The organism is Halodurantibacterium daqingense (assembly GCF_042666235.1).
Lineage (GTDB): Bacteria > Pseudomonadota > Alphaproteobacteria > Rhodobacterales > Rhodobacteraceae > Halodurantibacterium > Halodurantibacterium daqingensis.
This window is the reverse complement of the sequence record NZ_JBHTFQ010000001.1, coordinates 507,454-534,027: the sequence shown is the minus strand read 5'-3', so window position 1 is coordinate 534,027 and position 26,574 is coordinate 507,454. Positions and strand designations below refer to the sequence as shown.

21 protein-coding genes are annotated in these 26,574 nt (G+C 67.9%); 8 read left to right on the top strand and 13 right to left on the bottom strand.

All coding sequences use genetic code 11. The features are described 5' to 3' along the window. Positions 1 to 57 precede the first annotated feature (57 nt). Positions 58 to 1,230 (top strand): MalY/PatB family protein, encoded by a 1,173-nt coding sequence (locus ACFQXB_RS02675; protein ID WP_377398681.1) that lies wholly within the window; start codon positions 58 to 60, stop codon positions 1,228 to 1,230. Positions 1,231 to 1,854: 624 nt separating this feature from the next. Here the strand turns inward: ACFQXB_RS02675 and ACFQXB_RS02670 are convergent. Beyond that, positions 1,855 to 2,202: a hypothetical protein gene (locus ACFQXB_RS02670; RefSeq protein WP_377398678.1), complete on the bottom strand. Its 348-nt coding sequence runs from the start codon at positions 2,200 to 2,202 to the stop codon at positions 1,855 to 1,857. 227 nt (positions 2,203 to 2,429) lie between these two features. Here ACFQXB_RS02670 and ACFQXB_RS02665 point away from each other — a divergent pair, with 227 nt between their 5' ends. Continuing rightward, the gene (locus tag ACFQXB_RS02665) at positions 2,430 to 3,404 is read left to right on the top strand and encodes a glutathione S-transferase family protein (protein WP_377398675.1); all 975 of its coding nucleotides are present in this window, start codon (positions 2,430 to 2,432) and stop codon (positions 3,402 to 3,404) included. 957 nt (positions 3,405 to 4,361) lie between these two features. Here ACFQXB_RS02665 and smc read toward each other — a convergent pair. Further along, the gene (smc, locus tag ACFQXB_RS02660) at positions 4,362 to 7,814 is read right to left on the bottom strand and encodes a chromosome segregation protein SMC (RefSeq protein ID WP_377398672.1); all 3,453 of its coding nucleotides are present in this window, start codon (positions 7,812 to 7,814) and stop codon (positions 4,362 to 4,364) included. A 288-nt stretch (positions 7,815 to 8,102) separates the two neighbouring features. Here smc and ACFQXB_RS02655 point away from each other — a divergent pair, with 288 nt between their 5' ends. Then, the gene (locus ACFQXB_RS02655; protein ID WP_377398669.1) at positions 8,103 to 8,564 is read left to right on the top strand and encodes a GNAT family N-acetyltransferase; all 462 of its coding nucleotides are present in this window, start codon (positions 8,103 to 8,105) and stop codon (positions 8,562 to 8,564) included. 326 nt (positions 8,565 to 8,890) lie between these two features. Here ACFQXB_RS02655 and ACFQXB_RS02650 read toward each other — a convergent pair whose 3' ends face one another. Beyond that, on the bottom strand, positions 8,891 to 10,549 hold the full coding sequence (locus ACFQXB_RS02650) for a thiamine pyrophosphate-binding protein (protein WP_377399155.1): 1,659 nt from the start codon (positions 10,547 to 10,549) through the stop codon (positions 8,891 to 8,893). 75 nt (positions 10,550 to 10,624) lie between these two features. After that, on the bottom strand, positions 10,625 to 11,680 hold the full coding sequence (locus tag ACFQXB_RS02645; protein ID WP_377398666.1) for an NAD(P)/FAD-dependent oxidoreductase: 1,056 nt from the start codon (positions 11,678 to 11,680) through the stop codon (positions 10,625 to 10,627). A gap of 51 nt (positions 11,681 to 11,731) precedes the next feature. On the opposite strand from ACFQXB_RS02645, the gene mnmD reads away from it, so the two are divergent. Together mnmD and ACFQXB_RS02635 are read left to right on the top strand one after the other, a co-directional pair. Further along, positions 11,732 to 12,412, top strand: a complete 681-nt coding sequence (mnmD, locus tag ACFQXB_RS02640) for a tRNA (5-methylaminomethyl-2-thiouridine)(34)-methyltransferase MnmD (RefSeq protein ID WP_377398663.1) — start codon at positions 11,732 to 11,734, stop codon at positions 12,410 to 12,412. Next, complete coding sequence (locus ACFQXB_RS02635) at positions 12,405 to 13,271, top strand: DMT family transporter (protein WP_377398660.1); 867 nt, start codon at positions 12,405 to 12,407, stop codon at positions 13,269 to 13,271. Before mnmD ends, ACFQXB_RS02635 begins: the two co-directional genes overlap by 8 nt. 9 nt (positions 13,272 to 13,280) lie before the next feature. On the opposite strand, the gene ACFQXB_RS02630 is transcribed toward ACFQXB_RS02635, so the two are convergent. Next, on the bottom strand, positions 13,281 to 15,227 hold the full coding sequence (locus ACFQXB_RS02630; RefSeq protein ID WP_377398657.1) for a lytic transglycosylase domain-containing protein: 1,947 nt from the start codon (positions 15,225 to 15,227) through the stop codon (positions 13,281 to 13,283). Between the two features lie 175 nt (positions 15,228 to 15,402). On the opposite strand from ACFQXB_RS02630, the gene dapA reads away from it, so the two are divergent. Continuing rightward, positions 15,403 to 16,275: a 4-hydroxy-tetrahydrodipicolinate synthase gene (dapA, locus tag ACFQXB_RS02625; protein WP_377398654.1), complete on the top strand. Its 873-nt coding sequence runs from the start codon at positions 15,403 to 15,405 to the stop codon at positions 16,273 to 16,275. A gap of 482 nt (positions 16,276 to 16,757) precedes the next feature. Here dapA and ACFQXB_RS02620 read toward each other — a convergent pair whose 3' ends face one another. The 3 genes from ACFQXB_RS02620 to ACFQXB_RS02610 are packed head-to-tail and all read right to left on the bottom strand — an operon-like array spanning position 16,758 to position 19,983. Beyond that, positions 16,758 to 17,435 (bottom strand): heme NO-binding domain-containing protein, encoded by a 678-nt coding sequence (locus ACFQXB_RS02620; RefSeq protein ID WP_377398651.1) that lies wholly within the window; start codon positions 17,433 to 17,435, stop codon positions 16,758 to 16,760. A 59-nt stretch (positions 17,436 to 17,494) separates the two neighbouring features. Then, on the bottom strand, positions 17,495 to 19,225 hold the full coding sequence (locus ACFQXB_RS02615; protein ID WP_377398648.1) for a DUF4153 domain-containing protein: 1,731 nt from the start codon (positions 19,223 to 19,225) through the stop codon (positions 17,495 to 17,497). Positions 19,226 to 19,266: 41 nt separating this feature from the next. Beyond that, positions 19,267 to 19,983 (bottom strand): HAD family hydrolase, encoded by a 717-nt coding sequence (locus ACFQXB_RS02610; protein ID WP_377398645.1) that lies wholly within the window; start codon positions 19,981 to 19,983, stop codon positions 19,267 to 19,269. A gap of 193 nt (positions 19,984 to 20,176) precedes the next feature. Between ACFQXB_RS02610 and ACFQXB_RS02605 the strand changes: the two genes are divergently transcribed. Then, the gene (locus ACFQXB_RS02605) at positions 20,177 to 20,632 is read left to right on the top strand and encodes a MarR family winged helix-turn-helix transcriptional regulator (RefSeq protein WP_377398642.1); all 456 of its coding nucleotides are present in this window, start codon (positions 20,177 to 20,179) and stop codon (positions 20,630 to 20,632) included. A gap of 27 nt (positions 20,633 to 20,659) precedes the next feature. Here the strand turns inward: ACFQXB_RS02605 and ACFQXB_RS02600 are convergent, their stop codons facing one another. Further along, a complete protein-coding gene (locus ACFQXB_RS02600) occupies positions 20,660 to 20,938 on the bottom strand; it encodes a DUF3572 domain-containing protein (protein ID WP_377398639.1) in 279 nt (92 codons plus the stop codon). A gap of 92 nt (positions 20,939 to 21,030) precedes the next feature. On the opposite strand from ACFQXB_RS02600, the gene ACFQXB_RS02595 reads away from it, so the two are divergent. Beyond that, complete coding sequence (locus tag ACFQXB_RS02595; RefSeq protein ID WP_377398635.1) at positions 21,031 to 22,404, top strand: diguanylate cyclase; 1,374 nt, start codon at positions 21,031 to 21,033, stop codon at positions 22,402 to 22,404. Positions 22,405 to 24,295: 1,891 nt separating this feature from the next. Here the strand turns inward: ACFQXB_RS02595 and ACFQXB_RS02590 are convergent. The 4 genes from ACFQXB_RS02590 to ACFQXB_RS02575 all read right to left on the bottom strand — a co-directional run bounded on the left by ACFQXB_RS02590 (position 24,296) and on the right by ACFQXB_RS02575 (position 26,485). Further along, positions 24,296 to 24,829, bottom strand: a complete 534-nt coding sequence (locus ACFQXB_RS02590; RefSeq protein WP_377398632.1) for a periplasmic heavy metal sensor — start codon at positions 24,827 to 24,829, stop codon at positions 24,296 to 24,298. Continuing rightward, a complete protein-coding gene (locus ACFQXB_RS02585) occupies positions 24,826 to 25,212 on the bottom strand; it encodes a dihydroorotate dehydrogenase (RefSeq protein ID WP_377398629.1) in 387 nt (128 codons plus the stop codon). Before ACFQXB_RS02585 ends, ACFQXB_RS02590 begins: the two co-directional genes overlap by 4 nt. After that, the gene (locus ACFQXB_RS02580) at positions 25,205 to 25,789 is read right to left on the bottom strand and encodes an RNA polymerase sigma factor (protein ID WP_377398626.1); all 585 of its coding nucleotides are present in this window, start codon (positions 25,787 to 25,789) and stop codon (positions 25,205 to 25,207) included. The genes ACFQXB_RS02585 and ACFQXB_RS02580 overlap by 8 nt, the downstream gene beginning before the upstream one ends. A gap of 84 nt (positions 25,790 to 25,873) precedes the next feature. Beyond that, positions 25,874 to 26,485, bottom strand: a complete 612-nt coding sequence (locus tag ACFQXB_RS02575; protein WP_377398623.1) for an EF-hand domain-containing protein — start codon at positions 26,483 to 26,485, stop codon at positions 25,874 to 25,876. Positions 26,486 to 26,574 lie beyond the last annotated feature (89 nt).

Genomic DNA, 26,574 nt, shown 5'->3' with positions numbered 1-26,574 from the left:
GGGTGATGACATTCCGGCCGCCGCCCGGCAAAGTGGCGCAAACAGCGAGGGATCAGCATGAATTTCGACGAGATCATCGAACGCCGCGGCACGCATTCGGTCAAATGGGACGGAATGGAGGCCGCCTATGGCGTTCCGGCCGCAAGCGGCATTCCGATGTGGGTGGCCGATATGGATTTCCGCCCGCCCGCCTGCGTGACCTCCGCCCTTCAGGGGATGATCGATCACGGGATCTACGGCTATTACGGCGATGACAGCAGCTATCGCGCGGCAATCCAGTGGTGGATGCAGAGGCGGCACGGCTGGACCATCGCGCCGGAATGGATCTTTACCACGCATGGGCTGGTCAACGGGACGGCGCTTTGCCTTGATGCCTTCACGGCACCGGGCGACGGGGTGGTCCTGTTCACCCCGGTCTATCACGCCTTCGGCCGCGTGATCCGCGCCGCCGGGCGCGACGTGGTGGAATGCCCGCTGCACCTGGCCGATGGCCGCTACCAGATGGATTTCGAGGCCTACGACGCGCAGATGACCGGGCGCGAGAAGATGGTCATCCTCTGTTCACCCCACAATCCCGGCGGCCGTGTCTGGACGCGGGAGGAACTTGCCTCCGTGGCGGAATTTGCGCGGCGTCACGATCTGATCCTCGTGTCGGACGAAATTCATCACGACCTGGTGTTTGGCGGCCATGCCCATGTGCCGATGGCGCTGGCGGATCCGGGGATCGCGGACCGGCTGGTGATGATGACCGCAACAACCAAGACCTTCAACATTGCCGGCGCCCATGTCGGCAATGTCATCATCGCCGATCCGGACCTCCGGGCGCGCTTCGGGCGGGAACTGGTGGCGCAGGGGATCTCGCCCAATTCCTTCGGGATGTTCATGGCCGAAGCGGCCTATTCGCCCGAGGGGGCGGCCTGGGTAGATGCGCTTGTGGAGTATCTTGAGGGCAATCGCGCGATCTTTGACGCAGGCATTGCTGCCATTCCCGGACTGCGCTCGATGCCGCTCGAGGCAACCTATCTGGCTTGGGTCGATTTCAGCGCTACCGGCATGAGCCACGACGAAATCCTTGCCCGCGTGCAGCAGGAGGCGAAGATTGCCGCCAATCACGGCGCCACCTTCGGAAGGGGCGGAGAGGCGTTCCTGCGCTTCAACTTCGCCACGCAGCGGGCGCGAGTGACCGAGGCCGTGGCGCGGCTGCAGGCGGCCTTCGCTGACCTTCAGTAAGGTCGCAGGTCGCTCGCAGGCGCAGTGGTGGCCGGCTCTGGGTAGGACACGACGTTCCTTCGCAAGTTCCCGAACCGGAGCGATCGCCGGGAACGGCCCAGTTCCTCAGGGCAGGCGCGCGACACCGCAGGTCGTTGGATCCTGCAGACCAGGTTCGTGAAGTCCTCGGGCGCGGAGTTCCGAAGCGCGCCGACTTCGGGCGGTTCAGTTCCGTCTGCAGAACGCGGGAACACCAGTGCCTGAAACGCCGCTCATGCCCGGCCCGCCTTCTGCCTTGTCAAACGGCGGCCAGGCCCCCGCCCTGACCGCCGCAACAGATGGGCCGTCTGGCACAGGTTCCGGCGGTCAGGCGACGGATCCGGTCCGGCGCGGCAATCCCGGTGGCTGCTCACGCCCGCGGGCGATGGCGCAAGGCGCGCTGCCTCGTGACACCTGCACCACGACGATCAGGGCCACCCTGGCCGATGAGGTTCCGCGCGGCGTGAACCCCGAGGAATGCGCAGGGCCCGCGATCGGGCACGACGATACGGCAAGCTCGCGCCCCTGAACCGGCCGACACAGGACCCATCGCCCATGCCTGCCTTCATGACATGGTGTTTCTGCGCGCCATGGGTGATCCGGCAGTCAGAACCGGGGCAAGAGACCCGAAGGTGCCTCGGTCTCACGGATGAAGTCGATGGGGGGGCGATCGCTGGCCAGGGTGGTGCGCTTGAGCTCGCAGATCACCTCGTCACCCTCTTCCAGCGAGGCAACGATCAGGCACTGGCAGAGATGCCGCGGCCCGTCATAGATATCGACCAGCCCCCGCAACTGGGGCGCTAGCCGCCCGTCCAGCGCGAAGCCGCCGTCCCACCAGCGCAGAATCGGGTAGACCGCCCCGCCGACATGCACGCAAAGCCGCGTCCGACGCATGCTCCTCCGCTGGGCCACGGCAAATCCGTCACGCAATTCCTTGGGAAGATATTCCAGCATGGCAGCAGCTCCGATTCCCTCTTTGTTCAGGATGGGCCGCAGAGTGTGAAAATCAAGTAAACTCGCACCGTTGCATGCCCCGCCGACCGGAAAACGCCGCGCCCGTCCCCGGGTTCCATCATCGCTCTGTGCATTTGCGCGCCGGACCTCTGCGGTTGCCGGGAATGGACGCGAGGCGTGGAAGGGCTACCCTCGGTCAGAACATGGATTGCAGCGGGAGGATCAAGATGGGCCAGTTGGTCGAGGGCGTCTGGAACGCCGAATGGTATGATACGAAAAGCACCGGTGGCAGGTTTGTCCGCTCCACCTCGCGGTTTCGCAACTGGATCACCCCTGACGGCAGCCCCGGCCCCTCGGGCGAAGGCGGGTTCGCGGCCGCCTCGGGGCGCTATCACCTCTATGTCTCCTATGCCTGCCCCTGGGCACACCGGACGCTCATATTCCGGGCGCTGAAGGGGCTGACCCCGCATATCGGCGTGTCGGCAGTTCATCCTGACATGCTGAAGGACGGCTGGACCTTCGGACAGGATTTCCCCGGCGCGACCGGGGATGATCTGTACGGCCTGCCCTTCCTGCGCGACATCTACATCCGCGCCAAGCCGGATGTTTCGGGGCGAGTGACCGTGCCGGTCCTCTGGGACAAGGAGCACGGAACCATCGTGTCGAACGAAAGCGCCGAAATCATCCGGATGCTGAACAGCGCCTTCGACGGCATCACCGGCAACACCGATGACTACTGGCCCGAATCCCTGCGCGACCGGATCGAGGAGATCAACACCCGCGTCTATGACGGGTTGAACAACGGCGTCTATAAGGCCGGATTTGCCACCAGTCAGGCCGCCTATGACGAGGCCGTGCATGGCGTATTCGATACGCTTGACTGGCTTGAGGATCATCTTGGCCGGAACCGGTATCTTGCCGGCGACCAGCTGACCGAGGCCGACTGGCGCACCTTCACGACCCTGGTGCGGTTTGATCCGGTCTATCACCTGCACTTCAAGTGCAATCGGCGGCGGATCATCGACTATCCCGCGCTCTGGTCCTATACGCGGGCGCTGTATCAACGCCCGGGCGTGGCGGAAACCGTGCGCTTCGATCACATCGTGCGCCACTACCATTACAGCCACGATACGATCAATCCGAACCGGATCATCCCGATCAACCCGGATCTGGATTTCAACGCGCCACACGACCGCGGCTGAGCCTGTGCGGCGACAGGCGCCCACAAGGGGCGAGGGCGCACGGACCCGAAAGGGTGGAACCGCCGGCCCAGCAGCTTGAACCGTGCCCGTGCCTCTGGGACAAGGCCTGCCAGACGCCGGGCGCGGGACAAGCGCGCCTCGCCGGCGCGCCCACCATCGACGCTGGGAGGTGTGACGCCCGAGGGCATGCAGCGGCTCCGCGGGGAATCCGCAGCAACAGGACGGACGGGCTACCACAGCTCGCCTGCGGAACCGAACCGATCAGCTGGCGCGCATCGCCGAGCGCGAGTCACCTGCGCGAAACGGGACAATGACCTCGCGCGAACGGGGGCAATCAGGCCTGCTGCAGAGCATGCGGACATCGCCGCATGGGCGCACAGCCATCTGAACATCGCAGTGTTCACGGATCACCGGCTGCGGGTGAAACTGCCGCGCGGAGCTTGTTCCGGGACAGTCCTCGCGCGGGCAGGCGCGGCCGGGCACGTTGGCGATGGGCCAGCAGACAGCCCCGCCTGCGGATGACCGGATTCGGCCGTGGCGCGTCGAACACCCGTTCGGCCGATCCGGCACATGGCTGGTCCGCCTGTCGGCACCGAAGCCGCATGTTCGCAAGATATCGCGCGGCATCCAGGCGATGTTGGCGGCGACGAAAGCCAATGGTTCCACGGCCGCCGCATGACGACGCTCCTGACCTCTTCACGCGACCATACGGGACGAAAGGAAGGGCGGCAGACTCAGGGGCAGGTGATCGCCGGCCTCCGGTCAGGCCAGCAACGAGGAGACAGAACCATCGCACGGCGCGCAAACCTGGCACGGGGCCTTGGGATCGGCACTATTCGTCAGCCAGTGCGTGGACGGCGGCACACGGACCTGACACAAGCAAGGCTCCGCTCAGACGCACAGAGACCTTTGGTCAGACCGTGCGGCATCCGCGAAGGCGCCGAAGGCCGGAGCGATCTAGGCAACCAGGCTTTCAGCCTTGCGCAGATCGACGCTCACGAGCTGGCTTACCCCCTGTTCAGCCATGGTGACCCCGAACAGCCGGTCCATTCGCGCCATCGTCACCGCGTGGTGTGTGATGATGAGAAACCGGGTTTCGGTCCGTCGGGTCATTTCGTCCAGCAGGTCGCAGAAACGGGTGACATTGGCATCATCCAGCGGCGCATCGACCTCGTCCAGCACGCAGATCGGCGCAGGATTGGCAAGGAACACGCCAAAGATCAGCGCCAGCGCCGTCAGCGTCTGCTCCCCGCCAGAGAGAAGCGACAAGGTGGCCAGCTTCTTGCCCGGCGGCTGGCACATGATCTCGAGTCCTGCCTCAAGCGGATCGTCGGATTCCACCAGCACGAGCCGTGCCTCGCCCCCGCCGAACAGATGGGTGAACAGCGTGGCGAAATTGGTGTTCACCTGTTCGAAGGCCGCAAGCAGCCGTTCTCGCCCCTCCCGGTTCAGCCCGGCAATGCCCGAGCGCAGCTTCTTCACGGCCTCCTCAAGATCGGCCTTTTCGGAACTGAGCGTATCGTATTCGCCCTGCACCTCGCGTGCATCTTCTTCGGCGCGCAGGTTCACCGCGCCCAGCGCATCGCGCGCGCGGCGCAGGCGCGCCACCTCGGTCTCAAGATCCTCGACCCCGGGCATCGCCTCCGGCTCTGCATCCAGCGTTGCGAGAAGAGCTTCGGGCGTCAGCTCGGTGTCCTCGCGGATCCGTTCGGCTGCCAGGGCACGGGTTTCCAGGGCGGCCTCAAGCCGCGCCTCGGCCCGGGCGCGGGCCTCGCGCGCCTCGCCGGCCAGCCGCTCGGCCTCACGTTCGGACCCAAGCGCCGCTTGCAGCGCCGTCTCGGCCCGGATCAGAGCCTCGGCGGCATTCACGCGCCGCGCCTCGGCCTCGGCGACAGCTTCGGCCAGTTCGGCGCGGCGCGCAGCGATCTCGGCAGGTGCCGCCATCGCCTCGGCCAGATCGCCTTCGGCTGCAACCTTGCGCGCCACCAGATCGGTCGTGCGCCGCTCGGCGGTCTCAAGCCGATTGCGCCAATTGGCCAGCTCCCTGGCCACTTCCTGCGCGCGGCGCACCCGTGCCTCGCCCTCGCGGCGAACTTCGTCATGAGCCGACCGGCGGGTCATCATCGTCATGCGGGCTGCCTCGACAGCGATGCGCACAGCCTCGACCTGCGACCGTGCCGCCTCCAGATCGCCAAGATCCTCGACCGCCGCCGCCGCCTCGGCAAGGCGCAGCCGGGCCGCCCCGGCCTCATCCTCGTGGCGGCGAAGGGCAAGCCGCGCCGCCTCAAGCTTTCCCGCGGCGATCGACCGGTCGGCCTCGGCGCGCGACAGGGCGCGATTCGCATCGCTCAGACGCCCATCCGCTGCGCGCCGATCGTCGCGCGCCTGCTGATCGGCGCGAGAAAGCTCGGCCAGCCGAAGCTGACGCGCCTCATGCGCGGCCTGCGCGGTTTCGGCACGGGCGGTCGCCTCTTCAAGCTCCCGCTCGAGCACTGCAAGTCGATTGAGTTGCTGAAGCCGCAGCGCCGCGGCCGAGGGCGCATCCGCCGCCGCAGCCCGCAGCCCGTCCCATCGCCACAGATCCCCCCCAGGGGATACCAGCCGCTGGCCGGGACGAAGGGACGACTGAAGCGCCGCGCCTCGTTCGGCATCGACCAGGCCGATCTGCGCCAGCCGCCGTGACAGAACCGGCGGCGCCGTGACATGCGCGGCAAGCGGCAGGGCGCCGTCGGGCAGGGCCTGCTGCTGATCATAATCCGGCAGCGTCACCCAACCCGATCCTGCGCCCTCGGTGACGGATGCACGAAGATCATCGGCAAGCGCCGCGCCCAGCGCCTGCTCATAGCCCGGTGCCACACGCAGCTGGTCAAGAAGCTGCGCCCCCGCCTGCGCTTCTCGGTTCACCAGCCGCGACAGGGCGGAAAACTCGGCACGCAGGGCATTGGCCTCACCCTCGGCGCCGGAACGTGCGGCGCGGGCCTCGGATTCCGCGCCCTGCGCCTCGGCCCGCGCGCCTTCGGCCTCGGCCAGCCGCGCCTCGGTTTCGCCGGCAAGATCCTGCGCGGCCCACTGCGCTTCTTCGGCTGCGGCAAAATCCGCATCCGCGCGCGCCTGCGCCGATGCGGCGGCCTCCTGCGCCAAACGTGCGCGCGCCGCCTCCTGTTCGGCCCGCTCAAGCGTTGCCCTAACATCCGCGAGCAGCCGATGCGCCGACTGGTGGCGGGCAGACAGCCGCGCGACATCCTCGGTCACCTCGCTCAGCGTGCTTTCGCGCTCCGACAGGATGGCGGCCGCAGCACGCGCGGCCTCGGCCGCCCCGGCAAGCCGCTCTTCATGCCCTTCGGCCGCGCGGGCAAGCTGGTCGCCCTCCCACTCCAGCCGCGCGATCGTGTCACCGGCGTCGCGGTTCAGCCCGGACTCGCGATCGATGTCCCGCGCGATCTGCGCCACCTGGGCGCGCAGCGCCTCCAGAGCGGTATGGGCACGCGTTTCTTCGTCGTGAAGCAGGTCCCGTTGGGCAACGAGGCGTTGAAGGACGGCCACGGCAATCGCCTCCTCCTCGCGCAGCGGGGGCAGGGCCTGCTCTGCCACAGCGCGGCAATCAGCGTCCTCGCGCGCCTGCCCCTCGGCCCTTGCTGCCTGCTGCGCCGCCGCGCGGGCGGTTTCCTCGGCCTGCCTGCGCGCCAAATCAGCCTCGCGCCAGCGGCGAAACAGCAGCATCCCCTCGGCGCGCCGCAACGCCGCGCCCACCTCGCGGTAGCGGGCGGCCTGACGGGCCTGACGGGCCAGCGATTGCAGCTGTGCCGCAAGAGCCTCGGTCACATCCTCGATCCGGGCAAGGTTCGTCTCGGTGGCATTCAGGCGCAGCTCGGCCTCGTGACGTCGCTGATAAAGGCCCGATATTCCCGCCGCTTCCTCCAGGATGCGCCGGCGCGCCTTGGGCTTGGCGTTGATCAGCTCCGAAATCTGCCCCTGCCGCACCAGGGCCGGCGAATGCGCCCCGGTCGAGGCATCGGCGAACAGCATCTGCACGTCCCGGGCCCGCACATCCCGGGTGTTGACCTTGTAGGCGGATCCCGCATCGCGGGTGATCCGGCGCACGATCTCAAGCGCATCGGCATCGTTGAACCCCGCCGGGGCCCGGCGGTCGGCATTGTCCAGCGTCAGCACAACCTCGGCGTAGTGCCGCGCCGACCGGGTGGCCGTGCCGGCAAAGATCACGTCTTCCATGCCGCCCCCGCGCATGGCCGAGGCGCGGTTTTCACCCATCACCCAGCGCAGCGCCTCAAGCAGGTTCGACTTGCCACACCCGTTCGGGCCGACAACCCCGGTCAACCCGTCGGCGATCACAAGATCGGTGGGATCCACAAAGCTCTTGAAGCCATTGAGCCGCAATCGGGTAAAGCGCAAGTTCGGTTCCGTCAGTCAGGGCAGTCCGCTATCCTTGGGAAAGCGGCCGGCAAAGTCAACCGGACAGCGCCACATCTGCCCGGGGCGCAGGCGCTTATCCACAAGATCTCTTGTCATTCAGACGAGGCTGAACCAGAACAGGCGAGCTCGCGCGTCCGCCGCGCGCAGCGCGGCACGGCCCAACGGGATGAGGCGCGTTGCGCGCCGAAGACGGGCGGGAGCGCCCCCGCCGCCGTCCGTCACAGCGGGCAATCGCACGTTCACCCTCGCTCACCCTCGAAGGCTCCCATGCGCTACACGATCACAGCCTCGTCGCCACTTACACCCAAAAGCCGCGCCCTGATCGACGACAGCCAGCACTTCCTGCAATCCGTCTTCCCCCCCGAGGAGATCTTCAGCTTTTCCGCGGAAGAGCTTGCCACCCCGAACACGACCTTCCTGGTCGCCGCCGATGATGAGGGGCCGCTGGGCTGCGTCGCGCTGGTGAACATGGACAGCTATGGCGAAGTCAAGCGCCTGTTCCTGCGCGACCGAGCCCGCGGGAGGGGAATCGGTCGCGCGCTGATGGAGGCCCTGGAAGCCCGTGCGCGCGCGCTGGGCCTTCCGGTCCTGCGGCTCGAGACCGGACCGGCCCTTGCGGCGGCCTGCGCCCTCTACCAGGCGATGGGCTATCGCCCCTGCCCGCCCTTCGGCGGCTATCCCGACATCCCGTCGAACCTGTTCATGGAAAAGACCCTCACCGCCCCCTGATCGCATCGGGAGCGCGAGCACATTCAAAGCCACCACAGGCAGCCACGGCGGTGCCATTCGGCACCGCGCCCGGTCCACCAGCAACGCAGCATCTGGGCGCGGGACGTGCCTGATCCTTCGTCCGAACCCGGCGGCAGTGACGCTGAACCTCCCGTGTCGGAGGGAAACGCGTAACGCGGAGGTCCCGGCAGTCTGCCGAAAGCAAGCCCGTCCGGCCGTTACGCCTTGCCCTGCGCGTAACAATCGCCTGCCAAGGCCACCGGGAACCATGACGAACAATGTCCGCGCTGCACGCCCGGCTCCGCCGGGCGTGCAGCGCCACCGGTTCAGGCGCCGGCCAACGCCTCGGCGCGGGTTTCGCTCAGGGTCTTGCCCGGGGTCAGCATGTCGGGGTCCAGCCGCAACTCGATCACCGAGGGCAGGCCCGAAGCCTCGGCCCGGGCAAAGGCATCCGCGAAATCCTCGGTCCGCTCGACCACTTCGCCGTGGCCGCCATAGGCCCGCGCAAGCGCCGCGTAATCGGGGTTGAACAGATCGGTGCCACTGACCCGGCCGGGATAATGCCGTTCCTGATGCATGCGGATCGTGCCATAGCGCCCGTTGTTCGCCACGATGGTGATGACCGCAGCGTCATGCTGGCGGGCCGTGGACATCTCGTTCAGCGTCATCTGGAAGCAGCCGTCGCCGGCCATGCAGATCACGGTGCGGCCCGGATGTTCCAGCTTGGCCGAAATCGCGGCCGGAAAGCCATAGCCCATGCTGCCGCTGGTGGGCGCAAGCTGCGCCGGAAAGGCCCGCGCACGATAATAGCGATGCAGGAAGGCGGCGTAGTTTCCGGCACCGTTGGTGACGATCGCATCTTCGGGCAGATGGTCGCTCAGCCAGCGCATCACCTGCTCCAGCTGCACGGCGCCGGGCGTCGGCACGGGCTGTGTCCAGGCCTCGTAATCGGCGCGCGCGGCACGGGTCCATCCCGACCAGACCGGCTGCCCCGGCCCTGCGCGGCCCGCAAGCCGCGCGATCACGTCGGGTGCCGGGGCGGCAATGGCCAGATCCGGGCGCCAGACCCGGCCCAGTTCATCAGGATCGGAATGCACATGCAGGATGGTCTTGCCCGGAGCGGCCGGGTCCACCAGTTCGTAACCATTGGTCGCGATGTCGCCAAAGCGAGAGCCGAGGATCAACAGGCAATCGGCCTCGCGCAGGCGCTGCGCAAGGCGCGGGTTCATGCCCACGCTCAGATCGCCCACATAGTTGGGGTGGCGGTTGTCCATCCGGTCCTGCCGACGGAAGCTGACCGCAACCGGCAGATCGAAGGCGCGGGCGAACGCAGCCAGCCCTTCGGCCGCGGCGCTTGACCAGACCGACCCGCCTGCGATGACCAGCGGCCGTTGCGCCTGGGCAAGCCGCTCCAGCAGCGCGTCGATCTGGTCCTCGCAGACCGAGGCGGGCTGCACGGCACGGGCCGGAATGTCGGGCACCTCGGCGCTGCCGCTCAGCATGTCTTCGGGCAGGGCCAGCACAACCGGCCCAGGCCGCCCCGAGGTCGCCACATGGAAGGCGCGGCTGATGTATTCGGGCAGACGCTCGATCTGGTCGATTTCGGTTGCCCATTTGGCGATGCCGCCGAAGAAGGCGCGGTAATCCACCTCCTGAAAGGCTTCGCGGTCACGATGGGCGCGGGCGATCTGGCCGACAAACATGATCATCGGCGTGCTGTCCTGACGCGCCACATGCACCCCGGCCGAGGCATTGGTCGCCCCCGGTCCCCGGGTGACAAAGACGATGCCCGGCTGGCCGGTCAGCTTGCCATGCGCTTCGGCCATCATCGCCGCGCCGCCTTCGTGACGGCAGACGATGTTTTCGATCCCGCTGTCATGCAAGCCGTCCAATGCGGCCAGAAAGCTCTCGCCCGGAACCGAGAACACCCGCCGCACCCCATGGATTGCCAGTTGATCCGCAAGGATCTTTCCGCCGTGTCGCATCATCATGCACCTTCCCGCTGTTTCGCGCCACTCTGCGTCAAGGGTCGGAGCGGGGCAAGAGGGCGCGCCGCGCGATCAGAGGCTCGCCTCGACCCGGAACTCCGGCGGGATGCGGTCGTGCCCTTCCAGCAACAGGTCGGCCATGACCCGCGCCACCCCCGGCGCCATGCCAAAGCCGATCTTGAAGCCGCCATTGGCGATGAAGTGCCCCGGCCGGCCGGGCCAATGGCCCAGCATGGGCGCCCTGCTTCGCGCGCGCGGCCGCACGCCTGCCCAGCGCGCCACCACCGGCGCATCGGCCAGCACCGGACAGGCAGCACGGGCGCGCTGTTCCAGAACGTCAAGCTGCGCGTCGGTCGAGGACGGGTCGCTGAACTCCCGCTCGCTGGTCGAGCCGATCGCGACCGTGCCGTCGCCATGCGGCACGATGTGAAGGCCCTCGACGAACAGTTGCGGCAGATCCTGCGCCGCATGACGAAGCGCCAGCGCCTGCCCCTTTACGCCCGTGCCCAGCGGACGGTTGAGCGCTGCACCCAGATCGGCCAACCCCTCGACGCCGGTCGCCCAAAGCACAGCGCCATCCGGCTTGCCGGTCTCCGGAATGGTGCCGATCACGATCTCGCCGCCAAGGGCCTGGATGGCCGCGGCAAGGGCGGCGCCGGCCTGTCGGGGATGCAGACGGGCGCTCAGCGTGTCGTGGATCAGAAGGCCCGTGGGGCTGGCAGGCGCCCAGGTGCCGAAACTGGCCGCCTCGACCACGCGCCACTGCGCCGCACCGCGCCACAGAAGCGCCGCCTCCTCAGCCCGCGCCCGCGCGCGCTCCACCGCGTGCTCATCCGCCAGGGGTTGCAGCCGCCCGGTGCGGGCATAACCCGGATCCCGCCCCGAAGCCGCCGCCACCCCGGCCCAGAAATCGGGGGCAAGCAGCAGGCTTTCCAGCTGAAAGGCCTTCTTGTCGTTCCAGTTTTCGGGCACATGCGGCGCCAGCGCGCCGACAAGCCCCCCGCTGGAGCCTGCACCGATTGCCGTTTTCTCGATCACCCTGACACGGGCGCCCCGGCGGGCGCATTCCCAGGCCACGGACAGGCCGAAGATGCCCGCCCCGTGCACTGTCACATCGGCCATTGCCATTGCCTTTTCCCATCCCCATTGTCGCCGCGAACGGGTTTAGGGCAAATCAGCATGAGCGACCAGAAGGCTGCATTGGAGTGGCGCGACGGAGACATCCCGGTTTCAACCCGGTTCGACGATCCCTATTTCTCGCTTGCTGACGGGCTGGCGGAAACGCGCCATGTGTTTCTGGCCGGAAATGACCTTCCCGCCCGGTTCCGCCCGGGGTTCCGGATTGCGGAACTGGGTTTCGGGACCGGGCTGAACATGCTGGCCGCGCTGATCGCCTGGCGCGCATCCGGGCAGCCGGGGCGCCTGATCTACACCAGCTTCGAGGCCTTCCCGCTGTCTGCCCCCGAGATCGGCCGCGCCCTGCGCGCCTTCCCCGAGGCCGAGGCGGTCGCCGCCCCGTTTCTGGCGCAGTGGGCCACCGGCGCGCGCCAGATCCTGCTGGACGACCTGGAGGCCGAGATCCTCATCGGTGATGCCCGGGAGATGCTGCCCCGATGGGGCGGCCAGGCGGATGCCTGGTTTCTGGACGGTTTTTCACCGGCCAAGAACCCCGAACTCTGGTCCGGGGATCTTCTGGCCGAGGTCGCGCGACATACCGCCGCCGGCGGAACCTTTGCCACCTATACCGCCGCTGGCAGCGTCAGGCGCGCCCTGTCGGATGCGGGCTTTGCGGTCGAACGCCGCAAGGGCCACGGCAACAAGCGCCACATGAGCACGGGACGGCTGAATACCGATGACTGAACAGAACACGCGCCTCGGCATCTGGCTGATGGTGGCAACCACGCTGGTCTTTGCCCTGCAGGACGGCGTATCGCGGCATCTGGCCGAGGAATACAACGTGCTGATGGTCGTGATGATCCGGTACTGGTTCTTCGCGGCCTTCGTCATCACGCTGGCCGCGCGCAAGGCCGGGGGCGTTCGCAAGGCGGCGGCGACGCGGCAGCCGCTGGTCCAGATCTTTCGCGGCCTGCTGCTGGCGGCCGAGGTCTGTGTGATGGTGGTCGCCTTCACACAACTGGGGCTGGTGGAAAGCCACGCGGTCTTCACCTCGTATCCGCTTCTGGTCGCGGCCCTATCCGGGCCGGTTCTGGGCGAAAAGGTGGGCTGGCGGCGCTGGACGGCGATCGGCATCGGCTTTGTCGGCGTCCTCATCATCCTGCAACCCGGCGTCGCGGTGTTTTCGCCGCTGGCGATGATCCCGCTGCTCGCGGCCTTCATGTTTGCGCTTTACGGGCTGCTGACGCGCTATGTGGCGCGGCAGGACAGTTCGGCCGTCAGCTTTTTCTGGACGGGCGTCACCGGGGCGGTGGCGATGACCGTCACGGGCCTGTGGTTCTGGGAACCGATGCAACCGGGCGACTGGGTCTGGATGGGCGTTCTGTGCTGCACCGCCGCGCTTGGCCACTGGCTGCTCATTCGCTGCTACGAGGTGGCCGAGGCCAGCGCCGTGCAGCCCTTCGCCTATCTGCAACTTGTCTTCGTCACGATCCTGGGCATCACCGTCTTCGGGGAAACGGTGCAGCTCAATGTGGCGATCGGCGCGGCCGTGGTGGTCGGCGCCGGGCTGTTCACGCTGTGGCGACAGCGGGTGCGAGGCTGAGGCGCCCCCTCAGCGCGCCTTCATCTCGGTGCTCATGGTGATCGGCACCGGCCCGCCGGCAAGCCGGGCGCGATAGATCATCCGGGATTCCATCACCCGCATGATGTAGTTGCGGGTTTCGGTGAAGGGCACCATCTCGACCCAGTCGATCACGTCCACATCGGGATGGCGCGGATCGCCCAGCGTTTCGACCCAGCGGCGCGGGCGCCCCGGCCCTGCGTTGTAGCCCGCCGCCACCAGCACCGGGTTCGAGCCGAACTCGCCGATCAACTCGGCCAGGTAGGCGGTGCCCAGCCGCGCATTATAGGCCGGATCGCGCGTGAGCCGCGCCAGGTCATAGGGCTCGCCCAGCCTGCGGGCCATCATCTCGGCCGTCCCGGGCATCACCTGCATCAACCCGCGCGCACCCGCCGGGCTGATGACCGTGTGGTCGAACTCGCTTTCGCGGCGGGCGATCGCAAGGGCCAGTTCGCGCCGGATCGGCATCTGCATCTCGCCCAGTTCCGTCAGGGGGAAATAGGGCCGGTGCAGGATGATGCCGCGTGCCGCCGCCTGCTTGGCAATCAGGACCGAGGTGTTCGCCTCGCCGATTTCCAGCGCCATGTCCGCAAGCTGCCCAAGTGCCGTCTGATCGAGCCCCTCGGCCAGATGCAGCATGAACCGCCGCGCAAGGGCGTGATCACCGGCACCGTGCAGCATCAGCGCCGCCTCCATCACGGTCGAGCGAAGGAAGCCTGCCTGCCGCCAGTCCCCGTAATCCTCGGTTCCGGCAAGGGCGGGATCCATCGGCAGGCCCGCCCTCTCGGCCGCAAGAAGGCCGTAGTAGCTTGTCTGATGCTGCGCGCCGAAAGCATAGGCCGCCTGGGCAGCGGCGCTGTTTCCCATCGCCTCGTGGGCGCGGCCCTCCCAATAGCCGGCACGCCCCAGGCTGATCGGGCTGCTCACAGCTTCGCGCAGGCGCGTAAAATGCTGCAGCGCCGTCTGCGGATCATCAAGCCGCCGCAGCGCGATGAAGCCGGCCAGCCATTCGAGATCGGCAAAATCTCCCCCGCCCTCAAGATGATGCTGCGCGGCGATGCGATAGGCGCGCACGGGATCGCCCTCGCGCATTTCGCGCCGCGCCAGCAGCGCCCGCCGATGGGCCCAGGCAGCCGGATCGCCGAGGGCCGCGGCCGAGGTGCTGTATTGCAGGATCAGATCCGTGGCGCCGTCATAAAGATCGTGAAACATCCGCCAGGCAAACCGGTCATGGGCCAGCCCGGGATCGTCAGCCAGCGCAGCCGGCACCGCCGCGATCAGCGCATCCACCCCCGGCACCCGTCCCTGCAGCGCCAGCCGCGCCTCGGCCAGCCGCCGCGGCCCCTCGGGCACAAGCGCCAGCATCCGCTGGGCATCCGCCCGCCGCCCAAGCCGCAGCATCGTTGCCAGGCGCGCCTCGTGATGCGGGGCAAGCGCCTCGGGGAAAAGCGCGAGCAGGTGGCCGTGTTGTTCCTCGCTCAGCGTGAAGCCCTGCCAGAGCCGCACAGCCTCCTGTTCGGCGCGAGTAAGCTGGCCCTCGGCCCGCAGCGCCTCGATCAGGGCAAGCCCGCCGTCGGCTGTGACCGGAAGCGCCTGCGCGAAATAGTCCAGGATCTCGTCGGGGCCGCGCGCCGTCGTCGCCATGGCTTCTTCGCCCTTCTGGCGCAGGAACGGCAGGCCGGGCCAGTCGGGGCGCCGCGCGAGAAAGGCCGAAACCTCGGCCACTGTGCCCTCGCCCGCGCGCAGCCGGTGCCATTCGACCAGATCGGCAGCGACGGGGCCGGCCTCTGCCGCACGTGCCGCGGCCGCCGGCCAGTCGCGCGCGGCGACGCGGGCCAGCGCCTCGGCCACGACCGCCTCGCTTGCCGGGGCGGCGGCAGGTGCGGTGAGGGACAGGCCAAGGATCAGGACAGAGGCGATGGCAAGACGGCGGATCACGGTGGCGAAGCTCTTGAAGGACGGGTCATTGCGCCCGAAGATGGCCTGCCGGGCGCCGGCCCGCAACCGCAAAGGCCCGCAACACACGAACTTGGCAAGTGCAGCGACTGCGGTTAGGTTCCGCGCGTTCCAACAGGGCGATTCACCGCCCCCGATCCAGCAGGAGAAGCGTGTCATGATCAAAGGGTCCATTCCAGCCCTGGTGACGCCGTTCAAGAACGGTGCTCTGGATCTTGCCACGCTCAAGGATCTGGTCGAATGGCAGATCGCCGAAGGCTCGTCCGGGATCGTTCCGGTCGGCACCACGGGTGAAAGCCCCACGCTGAGCCATGAAGAACATGAAACGGTGATCGAAGAGGTGGTCAAGGCGGTTGCCGGACGCGTTCCGGTGATCGCCGGAGCCGGATCGAACAGCACCACCGAAGGCATCCGCCTGATCCGCCATGCCGAGCGCGTCGGTGCCGATGCGGCGCTGGTCGTCACACCCTATTACAACAAGCCCACCCAAGCCGGCCTGATCGCGCATTTCACCGCCCTGCACGAGTGCTGCACCCTGCCGATCATCATCTACAACATTCCGGGCCGTTCGGTTGTTGACATGATGCCGGAAACGATGGGCGAACTGGCGCGGCTGCCGCGCATCATCGGCGTCAAGGATGCGACCGGCCGGATCGAACGGGTGTCGATGCAGCGGGAGACCTGCGGGCAGGACTTCATCCAGCTGTCAGGCGAGGATGCAACGGCACTGGGCTTCAACGCCCATGGAGGCGTGGGCTGCATAAGCGTGACCGCGAACGTCGCGCCCCGCCTCTGCGCCGAGTTCCAGGCCGCGACCCTTGCCGGCGACTATGCCGCGGCGCTGAGCCTTCAGGACCGTCTGATGCCGCTGCACACGGCGATCTTCCTTGAACCGGGGCTGGTGGGCGCCAAATACGCGCTCTCGCGCCTCGGCCGCTGCTCGGATGAAGTGCGGCTGCCCCTGACCCCGCTGACGGAGGCAACGAAGGGGCGGATCGACGCCGCGATGCGGCACGCCGGGCTGATCTAGGTAACAGCCCGCCCGACGGCATTCCGGCGGTCAGGGGCGACGCGCGACACGTCTCTGTCAGGGGCGCCCATGGTGGCGGCCAGCCGGTGTCGGCCGCTCCCGGATCCCGGTTCAGTTGCGAAAAGCGGGCGTTGTTTCGGGATCAGCGGCGGCGCATGCGCGAAGAATTTGAGCTGATGCCCGATGAGGACCGCGTGCGGATCGTGTTCGCTGAGGCCGGCTTTTCCTCTGCCTCTCCAATAAGCATTTGCGAATCCCATGTCGCGCCGGCGCGGATGGTTCCTGACCGGCGGAGATCACCGCCAGGCCGCCCGCATCGGGCGCCTGCGCCGTGACCGCAAGCGTGGCATCGATCCGCCGCGCGACGCGCGTCGGCCGAAGTTTCTTACGAACCCATCAACCCGCCGAATACCGAGGCTCTGCGCGCCGGACACGGCGGAATCAGAACCAGGCCGGCATCGCCCGCCCGACGACAAGATGCCTCACACGGTTGCACCCGTTGCCTGGCCTCCTCCTGCCCTGATCAGGGATGCGCCGGCGAGCGCCTGTCCTGCGCCCCGCGTGCCGGCCAGGACCCGCCCATAGGCAACGCCCGCGTCATCCGGACGACGCGGCGGAACCTCTGCTTCGGCAACGACAACATCGATGGTGATGATTTCACCGTGCCGCGCATGGTCAAGGTCCACCCCCACATCGTGCTGAGCGGCCAGCGCCCGGATGAGGCCCATCAAGACATGAGCATAATCCGCGCGGGCGGTACGACCGACAAGGCGCAACCGTCCCGGCCCCTGCTGCGTCAGCACGGTGGGCGGCAACGCGCAATCGGGCAGGGCAAGCGCGGCGCGGGCTGGCATCCTGTCCAGCGCGTGCAGCGCCTCGATGAAGGTCGCACCGCCTACCCGCAGCAGGCGGCGCAACGGATCGGCCGCGGGGCTGGTGATCAGATACTGGCCCAGGTCATGCAGGAACGCGTGACGCGGGCAGTGCAGCCGCGCCACCGCCACATCGATCAGGGCAAAGGTTTCGGCATCGTCATAGGCCAGCGACGGATCATATCCCGCCTCCGGCAGCTTCAGCCGTCTTGCCATATCGCCCCAGACGTCGGGACCATGAATATCTTGGACGAAATACTGGATGGTCCGATTGATCAGGCCATGCATGAAGGCTCTCCGGATCTCCCGCAGGAATGACTTGCTTCAAAAAAACGACTTCTCGAAAATCAGGGCGTCAGAATGATCTGCACTCCGGGCGACCGTAGCGCGTTCATCTCGGCTGGTTCAACCGAATAGTCGCCGGCATGGAGCGCGTCCAGAAGCGACAGGCCCTGTCCTTCAAGGCCCAGTCCCGCGGCGCGCAGCCGAATGCGCCCCCCCTGAGCCAGCTGGCCGAAGGCTTCCTGCCCGACAAAGCCGCCGCGGCTGCCATAGATCAGAAGCGCCTCCTCGCCCGGCAGGGCGGGAAGGAAGTCAGCGACGACCAGCGCGCAGCCCGGGTGGCCCGCAGGGCTGCGGATCTGGCATCCCTGCAGCCAGAGCCCCAGTTCCGCAGGATGAACCTCTGCAAGGATCTGCCGCACGACATCCTGCGCCTGCGGCGGGAACACGGGCATGAGCCGCAGCAGATCCGCCAGAACCTCGGCCTGCGAAAGCCCCCCATCAGGTGTTTCCGGCAGCGCGGCAAGGGCTGTGGCAAGCGCGGCATCGCCGCCTTCGGCCCTTTGGGCCAGGGCGGCCAGCCCGTCGCGGCCGGATCGCCCCCAGTTGTCGCGCATCTGCACAAGCGGCAGCGCCTCGGCCGTCACCGCCCCGCGGTCATAGCGCGCAAGCTGGCTTTGGGTCGCAATGCGTTCAGGCACGAACAGCGGGCTGAGCCAGAGCATCGCGAGAACCGGAATTGCCAGCGCCATGATCAGATTGGCGCGCCGGATACGCCGCATCCAGTGGGTGCGCGACAGAAGCGCCAGCGCGTAAGATGCACCATAGCCGCACAGCACCATCGCGAGCGCCGCAGCCATGAGCCTTTGTGGCGTCCAGCCCTCGTCGGCCACACGCAGCCAAAGCGCGTGCACCGCCAGGGCCGCCAGCACCGGAAGAAGCAGGGCAAGCCCCTGCGCAGAAAAGCGCAGCAGGGGCGTCTTGACGGCACCGTCATCCGATCCGTCCACGGCGCAGCTGACCAGCAAGGTGATGACCAGCGCCATGGTCAGCAATGTTGTCGCCACCGAAACGCCCGGCAGCAGCGATCGAAAACCTTGAAGCGGCAGTGCCACGACGAAGACCAGCACCACCACCAGCACCACCGGCAGCAGAAGCCGGAAAAGCCGCAGCATCAGATGGGCCGAGACATAGTCGGAATACTCATCGACCACCGCAAGCGCCAGCCCCAGCGTCAGCCCGGTCAGGATGTAGGGAAAGCCCGACAGCGCCCGCAGCCGCGCGATCAACTCGACTCCGGCCACCTGCAACAGAGACTCCGACAGCCACAGCGTCAGCCAGGCGAGCCCCACGAAAAGCAGGCCGGCCGCAAAGCGCGCCACGATCCCCCAGCTATGCGCAAACAGGGCCGCATAGTTTCGCCACCCCTCGCCCCGCCTGTGCCCGGCGATCAGGAAGGGAATGGGAACCGCCGCAAGAAGGAAGCCTGCGACGCCCGGATATCCCAGATCGAAGAACCGCGATGGCGAGTCATGGCGCAAGCTGGCCCAGGCCAGCAGCCCCGCCACGCCGGCGGCCAGACCAAGCGCCGGCAGGACGGCACGGCGACCCAGTGGCGCCAGCATCACCAGCAAGGCAGCGAAGAATACCAGCCCGAAGACATATGCGGCCACCGCAGCCGCACCCTGGCCCAGCCGGATCTGGAACACCTCGTTCAGAAGCCAGAAGAACAGCCCCGCCAGGGTCCCTGTCGCCGCAAGGATCAGACGCATGTTCAGCCGGTTCACGTTCTGCATGTCCCGTCCTCTTTTCTTGCCCGTGCTGATGCAGCAGTGGCTCAGGCGGAGTTTCGTGCCACTGCAGCCCGGTCAAGCCAGGCCGGCAGATGCCCGATGTCGGGCAGCACCACATCGGCCAGTGGCGCAAGCTCGGCCTCGGCGGCAGGTCCGGTAAGAACGGCGACGGTCCGCATCCCTGCAGCGCGTCCGGCAAGCAGATCATGGCGACTGTCGCCCACCATGGCCACGGCTCCGGGCGCGATGCCAAGGCGCGCCGCGAACGCCAGAAGCATGCCCGGCGCCGGCTTGCCGCCAAATCCGGAATCCGATCCGGCGACGAAGTCGAAGCAGGACAACACGCCAACAGCCCCCAGATGCGCCTTTGCCGGCCCTTCGGAATCATTCGTGGCCACCCCCAGCCGCAGGCCGCGCCGGCGCAGTCCCTGCAGAAGCGGCTGCAGAGGCACGGCCTCAGCCATCGGCGCGGCCGCGGCCAGTTCGTTCATTCGCGCGACAAGAGCCGCAAGCGTCTGTCCGGGCAGCTGCGGCAGAAGCTCGGCCGCGATCTCGGCCGGGGTGCCGGCAATGACAACACTGTCCCGCGCGAATCTGCCTGTAGCAAGATCATAGCCGACGCTGGCGCCCAGCCGTGCAGCATGGCTGTCGTCACCCTTCGCCAGTTCACGCATGAGACGCGCGGCCCAGGCGCTCCAGGTTGCGTGAAAGTCGAACAATGTGCCGTCCTTGTCGAACAGGATTCCCGAAACTGACGCCATGATGCCTCCGTGACTGCCCGCAACCTGACGCAGGGGTGACGTCTTTGCAATCGCCTGTTCGGCCGGCACGCAAGCTTCAGGATCATGCCGCACCTGGACCCCTTGCGGTTCGGCAGCATCGGGCACTCCCCCTCAGGGACAAACGCCCGGAGCGATCATTGACAAGCTCTGCCCGATATCTGACCGTGCGCGCATGAGCTTCCGCCCCCCCTACCGCCTTCACGCCTCGGTCCTGTACCAGATGACGCTGACGTCCCGCCTGCAGGAACGGCGGCTTGATGAGGCCCTGCGCACGCTGGGGCTGACCCGGATCACCTGGTGCACGCTGCTTGCGGTCGAGAATGAGGGCCTGACACAGCCGTCGGAAATCGCCGAGTTCATCGGCATCGACCGGACCGCAACGTCGCGCGCGCTGCGGCAGATGGAATCGGCCGGATGGGTTGCACGGCGATCGGGTGCGCCCGACCGGCGCACCACCACCGTCGCACTTACGGACGAGGGCCGGGCATTGCTGGCCCGCGCCACGCCACTGGCCGAGGAAAACGGCCGCCACTTCCTTTCCAAGCTCGCGCCCGGAGAGGCCGAGATCCTGCAGCGGCTGATGGCCCGCATGCGCGAGGGCGAGGCCCGGGCCCTGCCCAGCTTCTAGTTCAGGTTCGGTGGACGCGCTTCTGGATCAGGTCCAATGCACCTGCGCCCCGCCCGGAAGCGCGGCCCGCGCTTGGGCCAGCGTTTCGTAGCGCAGGCCCAGCGCGTCGGAACAGCCGATCACCCAAGCATCGTCCATCAGCAGGAAATCAACCACCGAAACAAGGAATTCCGGCTCTGCGGCTCGGTCGCGCAGGTCGGTCAGCGCCGTGCCTGTCGCACCCAGAAAGATCGGCAGCAATGCCTCGTTCCCGGCAAGCCAGGCAAGGGCGCGCAGTGCCACCGTTTCTGCCTGATCCTGGTTCATTTTTCGTTACCTCCTGCACACGGAAAGGATTCCTTAACCAAATCGGAGGCATCCTTAAACTTGTAATTGGGCATGCGGTGCGGAGTAGGACCATGGCCGGCAGGATTCTGATCGTGGACGACGGTGCGACCGGAAGAATCATCCTCAAGATGAAGCTGGTCGCAGCCTTCTACGACATTCTGCAGGCCGATAGCGGCGGCGAGGCGCTGCAGATCGCCCGCGGAAGCCTGCCCGATCTCATCCTGGTCGAGGACACGCTGGCCGACATGACGGCAACCGCCCTCTGCGCGGCGCTTCGGGCCGATCCGCTTACGGCGCGTATCCCGCTTATCCTGTTTGCCGCTGCCAGCGATGCAGGCTTGCGCATCCGGGCGCTCGAAGCGGGCGTGGACGAGGTTATCGTCAAGCCTTATGACGATTCTGCCCTGCTTGCCCAGATCCGAAGCGCCCTTCGCACGCGCCAAAGCCGCGACGAACTGCGCCAGCGCGTCGTGCCGTGCGATGCCATGGGGCTTGCCGAAACCGGGAACGACTTCGCGGTGCGCAGCCGGATTGCGCTGATCGCGCCGCATCCGCAGGCTGCCTTGGCCTGGCGCCGGGCCCTGGCCCCCTATGTGGATGATGATCTTCTGGTCATCGACCGCGCCCATGCCCTGTCCGAGAATGAGGGCGCAGCAGATCTCTATCTGATCGCGGCCGATCTGATCCGTCCGGGCGACGGATTGCAACTCATCTCCGAACTGCGCAGCCGCGCCGCCAGCCGCCACGCGGCGATCTGCATCGTGCTTTCGGCGCGCGCCCATGGCCTCGCGGCGATGGCCCTGGATCTCGGCGCCGACGCACTGGTGCCAGAGCGGTTCCATCCGCAGGAACTGGCCCTGCGGGTTCAGGCCCAGCTGCGCCGCAAACACGAGGCCGATCGCTTGCGCGCCTCGGTGCGCCAGGGATTGCGACTGGCGGCAACCGATCCGCTCACCGGCCTGTACAACCGTCGCTTCGCCCTGCCCCAACTCGCCCGGATCGAAGCCCGCGCCCGTGATACCGGCCGCGCCTTCGCGGTGATGGTGATCGATCTCGATCATTTCAAGGATGTGAACGACACCTGGGGCCATGCTGCGGGAGATGCGGTTCTCGTCGCGCTGGCACGGCGGATGCGGCAGATCCTGCGTCCGGGCGATCTGCTTGCGCGGGTCGGGGGCGAAGAGTTCCTGATGGCCATGCCCGACACCGATCTGAGCGAGGCGCGGGGGGCCGCCGAGGGACTCCGACGCATGGCCGAGGCGGCTCCCGTTCCGCTGCCGGGCGGCGGTTCCGTGCGCGTGACGTTGTCGATCGGGCTGGCGGTGGGGGGCGGCTGCAACGATCCCAACGATGGCGAGGGGCTGATGCTGCGGGCGGACCGTGCGCTGCTTGCCGCAAAGTCGAACGGCCGCAACCGCGTCACCATCGGCCTTCACGCTGCCTGAACGCGATCCTCGCCGCCGGGCTCACCCTTGTCGTCCGGTCGCGTCGCCACCTTGACCACCGCAGCGCGCCGTCACCAGGCCGCCTTCTGATCTCTTTCCACCTTCAGGTCAGGTGCCGCCTGCCACCGCATCAGGTTGCACTATGTGTAACGGCACGGAAGGACCGGCGGCCCCAGAACGGAGCAGACGGCTCCGCGGCCTGGGCACGACGGCCCGAGGACAGGCGGCAACGTGACCGACCCGTCGGGTGATCGAACTTCGTCCCGCCCTTGCGCGGAGAGGCAGGCGGCCAAGGTCGCGCCCGCCACTACCACGGCCTTCGTCCCGCCCTCGCGCAGACAGGCACCTGGCCAGAGAAAACGCGTAACCTGTGGCCATGTCGCGCGAAGCCGCCCGCGCGATGACTGCGCTGCGATCGCCCTTCCCATGCATCTGCGGCGCGTATCGCACCCGTGCGCGATCACGGCGCGCACTCTCGCATCCCCTCCTCGCCCGACACGGTCTCGCCCCCGCGCGCAGAGAGTGCCAGCAGGCTGGGCGATCGCGACGGGCACGCGGGCCCGTCCCCGCGCGCCTGGGAAGCGCCGGAGCGCTCGACGCCTCCCGTGCGCCTTTTCCCGCCCCCACGCGCACGCCGCCGTCCTGCCTAACAAGGGAGAGGATTACCCGGCGCGCGGAAAGCGCTGGAAATCACGCGAAACCTCGTTGCGCCAGAGACCCCGCTCTCCGGGCGCGATAAGCGCAGTCTGACCACTAGTCGTATTCACCGGCGTGCCGAACCGCCCTCCGCGCGCGAAAAGCTCTGTCTCAAAGCCGTCGCGCCGCATTCTTTCCACCCCGCCCCGACGCGCGGGCAGCGCCTAATGGTCAGGGGTCGCTGCGAGATCTGCTGGCCCCGCCTCCAGCGCGCGCGGGCAGCGCTCTGACATGATCCAAGTGTCGCCAGAGGTGGCACCCCGCGCCCCGCGCGCGGGCAACGCGATCCCGACGGTGTGATGGGGGCCGCGCGGATCCCCCGCGCCCCGCACATGCGGGCAGCGCTGGCAAGTGGTGCCTGCAGAAACCTGTTTCCTGCCCCCGCACCCCCCGCCTGCCCGGGACGCGCTTCTGCCGGGCGGCGAAACGGCGCCGCGCCATCCCCGCCCCCGCTCCGGCGCGAGAAAGCGCGTTGGTGCTTCCGGTCGTGCGGCTCCTGCCTTCTCCTGCCGCAGGCGCGCGGAAGGCGCCGTCATGCCGCCGGGCTGCCGGATCTGGTCACGGCCCCGTCCCCGGCGCGCGGAACGCGCAGCTTCAGCCGGGGTGTGACGTCCACCAGGCCCGCGCGCGGTGCGCGGACGGCCGGGCGGCGTTCAGGGACGACGCCTCCGGCATCCGGCTCCCGCCGTTTGTGCGGGCGCTAGACCGATGGGCGCGGTATTTGCGGTCCGATTGCATTGGCCTCTCGCCGATCAGGCACGAGCAGAGCGACGGAACGGTAAACGAGGTCACGCCCTGCTGCCTCCCCGCGCGGGCAGATCCGGCTTCGGCCCTCCAGGTCCTCGTGAGGGGGCAGGTCGGGGGAGTCCCATGTGCGCCCTGCTCATTGCGCCGCCCGTCCCGCACCGGCCTTTTCCGCGCGCGACAGAGCCATTTCGGCCGACCGGGGACACTCCATCGTGCTCCCCTTCGCCAGGCTATTGCGGCACCTGGGGCCGGGGATGCGGCGGGACGTGGCCGCGCGTCGGGAACAGATCCGCCCAGATGTGAATACCGGTTGCAAGCTCTGTCCCGCGCAAAACGGGATCAACCGCCCGCCCGCACGACCTTTTCGCCCGCGACGCGCAAGGGAAGGGCCGGGGTTGCCGGGGGCTCGATGCCCTCGGCAACCCCCAATGCTGATGGCATGCGCCCCTTAGCGCTCCCGAACGCGTGGATCCTCGGCCCTCCGCTCCCCATCAGCGCCACGCGGCCCGCGGCGCGGGCGGGACATCAACTCTTCCAGCCTGTCGGCATAGGCCGCCCGGGCCGCATCGCTCATCGTTCCGAGCCGGGTCACCAGCGCCCGCTGGCCAAGCTCGGCGCCCTGCATCATGCGCAACCGCTGCGCCGCGAGAATGTCCTGCACCGCATCGGGATCAAACGGCTGTGCGCGCAGCGCCTCGAGCAGGCGTTTCTGGTCCTCCTGCTGACTGCGGCGCAACCCATGCACCACTGGCGCGGCGCTCCGGAATGCCTGCCGCAATGCATCGCGATCCTCGGGCGCAAGCGCCTCTGTATAAAGACCCAGCGAAAGATCCCTCAGCACGGGCGGCGGCCCCGATCCGCGGTGCAACAGCAGCGTTCCGACCACCACCCCCAGAATGGCAAGATTGACGGCAAGCGAGCCAAGCAGTGCAAAGCGCATCCAGCGTGGGGCTGCGGCCTTTCCGTCGGTCTCAGTGGTCATGGCTCATCCCCCGCAAGAAGTTCCTCGTAAAGCGCAAGCTGGTCGCCCAGCTCAAGACTGACCGCCTCGCCCCAGACGCCATACGCCCAGCCTTCGGTCACACCGACAAAGGCAGCAGGGGGGCTGACACCGATCCAGAGCCCGGCCAGCGCCGCTGCCAGCAGGCCGCCCGCAGCCTGCCAGCCGCCCAAACTCTCGCAGACGCGGCGAAACCGTGCAATCGGGCCCCATTGTGATCGTCCCGCAGGACGGGGCGCACGGGGCTGCGCCGCCTCGGCATCCGCGAGAATGCGTCCCAACAGATCCGGTCCCGGCGCGCGCGTGACAGCGCGGGCCGCAGCAAAGAACTCTTCGATGTCCCGGTCTTGCCCGTTCTCAGCCATCGTCATACCCCAGTTCATCGCGCCTGCCCCGCAGGTTGGCCACGAGTGCCCGTTTGCCCCGTGCGGTGAGGCTTTCGACCGCTTCCAGCCCGATGCCCATCACCCCGGCGATCTCGGGGTTGGACAAGCCCTCAAGATGTCGCAACACCACCGCTTGCCTCTGGCGTTCCGGCAACCGCGCCAGCGCGGCATCGAGGGCTGCGGCGCGGTCGGCTTCCTCCAGTGACTGAAGGGCACCGGGCGCCTCATCCTCGGGTTCGGCCACTGCATCAAGCGCGACGGGTCTGCGCCGTCGCAACCGGTCAGTGCAGAGGTTCGAAGCCACGCGGTAAAGCCAGGTGCTGACCTGCGCCTCGCCCTGCCGCCAGTCCGGCGCGATGCGCCACAGGCGCAGCATCGCCTCCTGGGTCACATCCTCGGCCTCGGCCCCGTCGCCCAGCATCCGCGCTGCAAAGCTCAGAACCCTTGGCGCAAGGCGCAGCGTGAGGATCCGCGCGGCCGCCTTGTCGCCATTGGCGTAAAGCACCAGCAGGGCCTCGTCCGAGGCGTCGTTCAGGGCGTCGTAAGGCATGTCCATCCCGGCTGCGCGTAACGCGAAAGATCCTGCCCGGCAAGCGCGCCGCCGCAGCACCCCGTGGCGGAGCGGCGGCGCACCGATCGATCATTGCGCCGGCGGCGCCTCGACGGGCGCGCGGCTTGCGGGCGGCTGGCCCGGGCCCTCGCCGCGCATCATCGGCCGATGTTCGCGCCGCTGACCCTGTTGCCCGTCGCGCGCCCGTTGCTTTCCGTCGCGCATGGCTTCACGCATCGCCCGGCGACCGGCGTCGAATTCTGCCTCGCTGATCTGGCCATCCCCATCCGTGTCAAGACGCGCGATGTCGGGCAGCGGCATGCTGGGCACCAGCGCAACCCGGCTGGCGGCGAGTTCCGTGGCGCTGAGCAGCCCGTCGCCGTCGCGATCAAGCATCCCCACCAGCCCCTCGGCGCGGGCCTCGATCATCGCCTGCATCTGGCGCATGTGATGAGCTGCGATTTCCTCGGCGCTCAGCAGGCCGTCGCCATCGGCATCAAGCCCTTCGGTCTGACGTGCGCGCAGTGTTTCGATTTCTTCCGCGGTGATCTGCCCATCGCCATCAAGATCGAATTGCGCAAAGCCTGCCCCCGGGCCGCCCCGCATCTGCCCCGGCTGGGCCATCGCGATGCTGCCAAACGTCGCGGTGGCACCGACAGCGGCCAGAATCGCTGCGGTAATCAGGTGTTTCTTCCCAGTCATCGGTCTGTTCCTTTCGGCCTGTGACGCAGCCTATCGCCACGTTCTGAAGCTAAAACGCACGGGGCCGCGCTTTCCGTCGCTGATGCTTT

Bases quoted from the DNA above. Each gene is read 5' to 3' on its own strand.
- ACFQXB_RS02645 (WP_377398666.1), bottom strand. From the start codon at position 11,680: ATGGCAATGGCCGATGTGACAGTGCACGGGGCGGGCATCTTCGGCCTG.
- ACFQXB_RS02665 (WP_377398675.1), top strand. From the start codon at position 2,430: ATGGGCCAGTTGGTCGAGGGCGTCTGGAACGCCGAATGGTATGATACG.
- ACFQXB_RS02670 (WP_377398678.1), bottom strand. From the start codon at position 2,202: ATGCTGGAATATCTTCCCAAGGAATTGCGTGACGGATTTGCCGTGGCC.
- ACFQXB_RS02675 (WP_377398681.1), top strand. From the start codon at position 58: ATGAATTTCGACGAGATCATCGAACGCCGCGGCACGCATTCGGTCAAA.
- ACFQXB_RS02600 (WP_377398639.1), bottom strand. From the start codon at position 20,938: ATGAACCAGGATCAGGCAGAAACGGTGGCACTGCGCGCCCTTGCCTGG.
- ACFQXB_RS02650 (WP_377399155.1), bottom strand. From the start codon at position 10,549: ATGCGACACGGCGGAAAGATCCTTGCGGATCAACTGGCAATCCATGGG.
- ACFQXB_RS02595 (WP_377398635.1), top strand. From the start codon at position 21,031: ATGGCCGGCAGGATTCTGATCGTGGACGACGGTGCGACCGGAAGAATC.
- ACFQXB_RS02655 (WP_377398669.1), top strand. From the start codon at position 8,103: ATGCGCTACACGATCACAGCCTCGTCGCCACTTACACCCAAAAGCCGC.
- ACFQXB_RS02575 (WP_377398623.1), bottom strand. From the start codon at position 26,485: ATGACTGGGAAGAAACACCTGATTACCGCAGCGATTCTGGCCGCTGTC.
- ACFQXB_RS02590 (WP_377398632.1), bottom strand. From the start codon at position 24,829: ATGACCACTGAGACCGACGGAAAGGCCGCAGCCCCACGCTGGATGCGC.
- ACFQXB_RS02605 (WP_377398642.1), top strand. From the start codon at position 20,177: ATGAGCTTCCGCCCCCCCTACCGCCTTCACGCCTCGGTCCTGTACCAG.
- ACFQXB_RS02615 (WP_377398648.1), bottom strand. From the start codon at position 19,225: ATGCAGAACGTGAACCGGCTGAACATGCGTCTGATCCTTGCGGCGACA.
- dapA (WP_377398654.1), top strand. From the start codon at position 15,403: ATGATCAAAGGGTCCATTCCAGCCCTGGTGACGCCGTTCAAGAACGGT.
- ACFQXB_RS02585 (WP_377398629.1), bottom strand. From the start codon at position 25,212: ATGGCTGAGAACGGGCAAGACCGGGACATCGAAGAGTTCTTTGCTGCG.
- ACFQXB_RS02580 (WP_377398626.1), bottom strand. From the start codon at position 25,789: ATGGACATGCCTTACGACGCCCTGAACGACGCCTCGGACGAGGCCCTG.
- mnmD (WP_377398663.1), top strand. From the start codon at position 11,732: ATGAGCGACCAGAAGGCTGCATTGGAGTGGCGCGACGGAGACATCCCG.
- ACFQXB_RS02610 (WP_377398645.1), bottom strand. From the start codon at position 19,983: ATGGCGTCAGTTTCGGGAATCCTGTTCGACAAGGACGGCACATTGTTC.
- ACFQXB_RS02635 (WP_377398660.1), top strand. From the start codon at position 12,405: ATGACTGAACAGAACACGCGCCTCGGCATCTGGCTGATGGTGGCAACC.
- ACFQXB_RS02620 (WP_377398651.1), bottom strand. From the start codon at position 17,435: ATGCATGGCCTGATCAATCGGACCATCCAGTATTTCGTCCAAGATATT.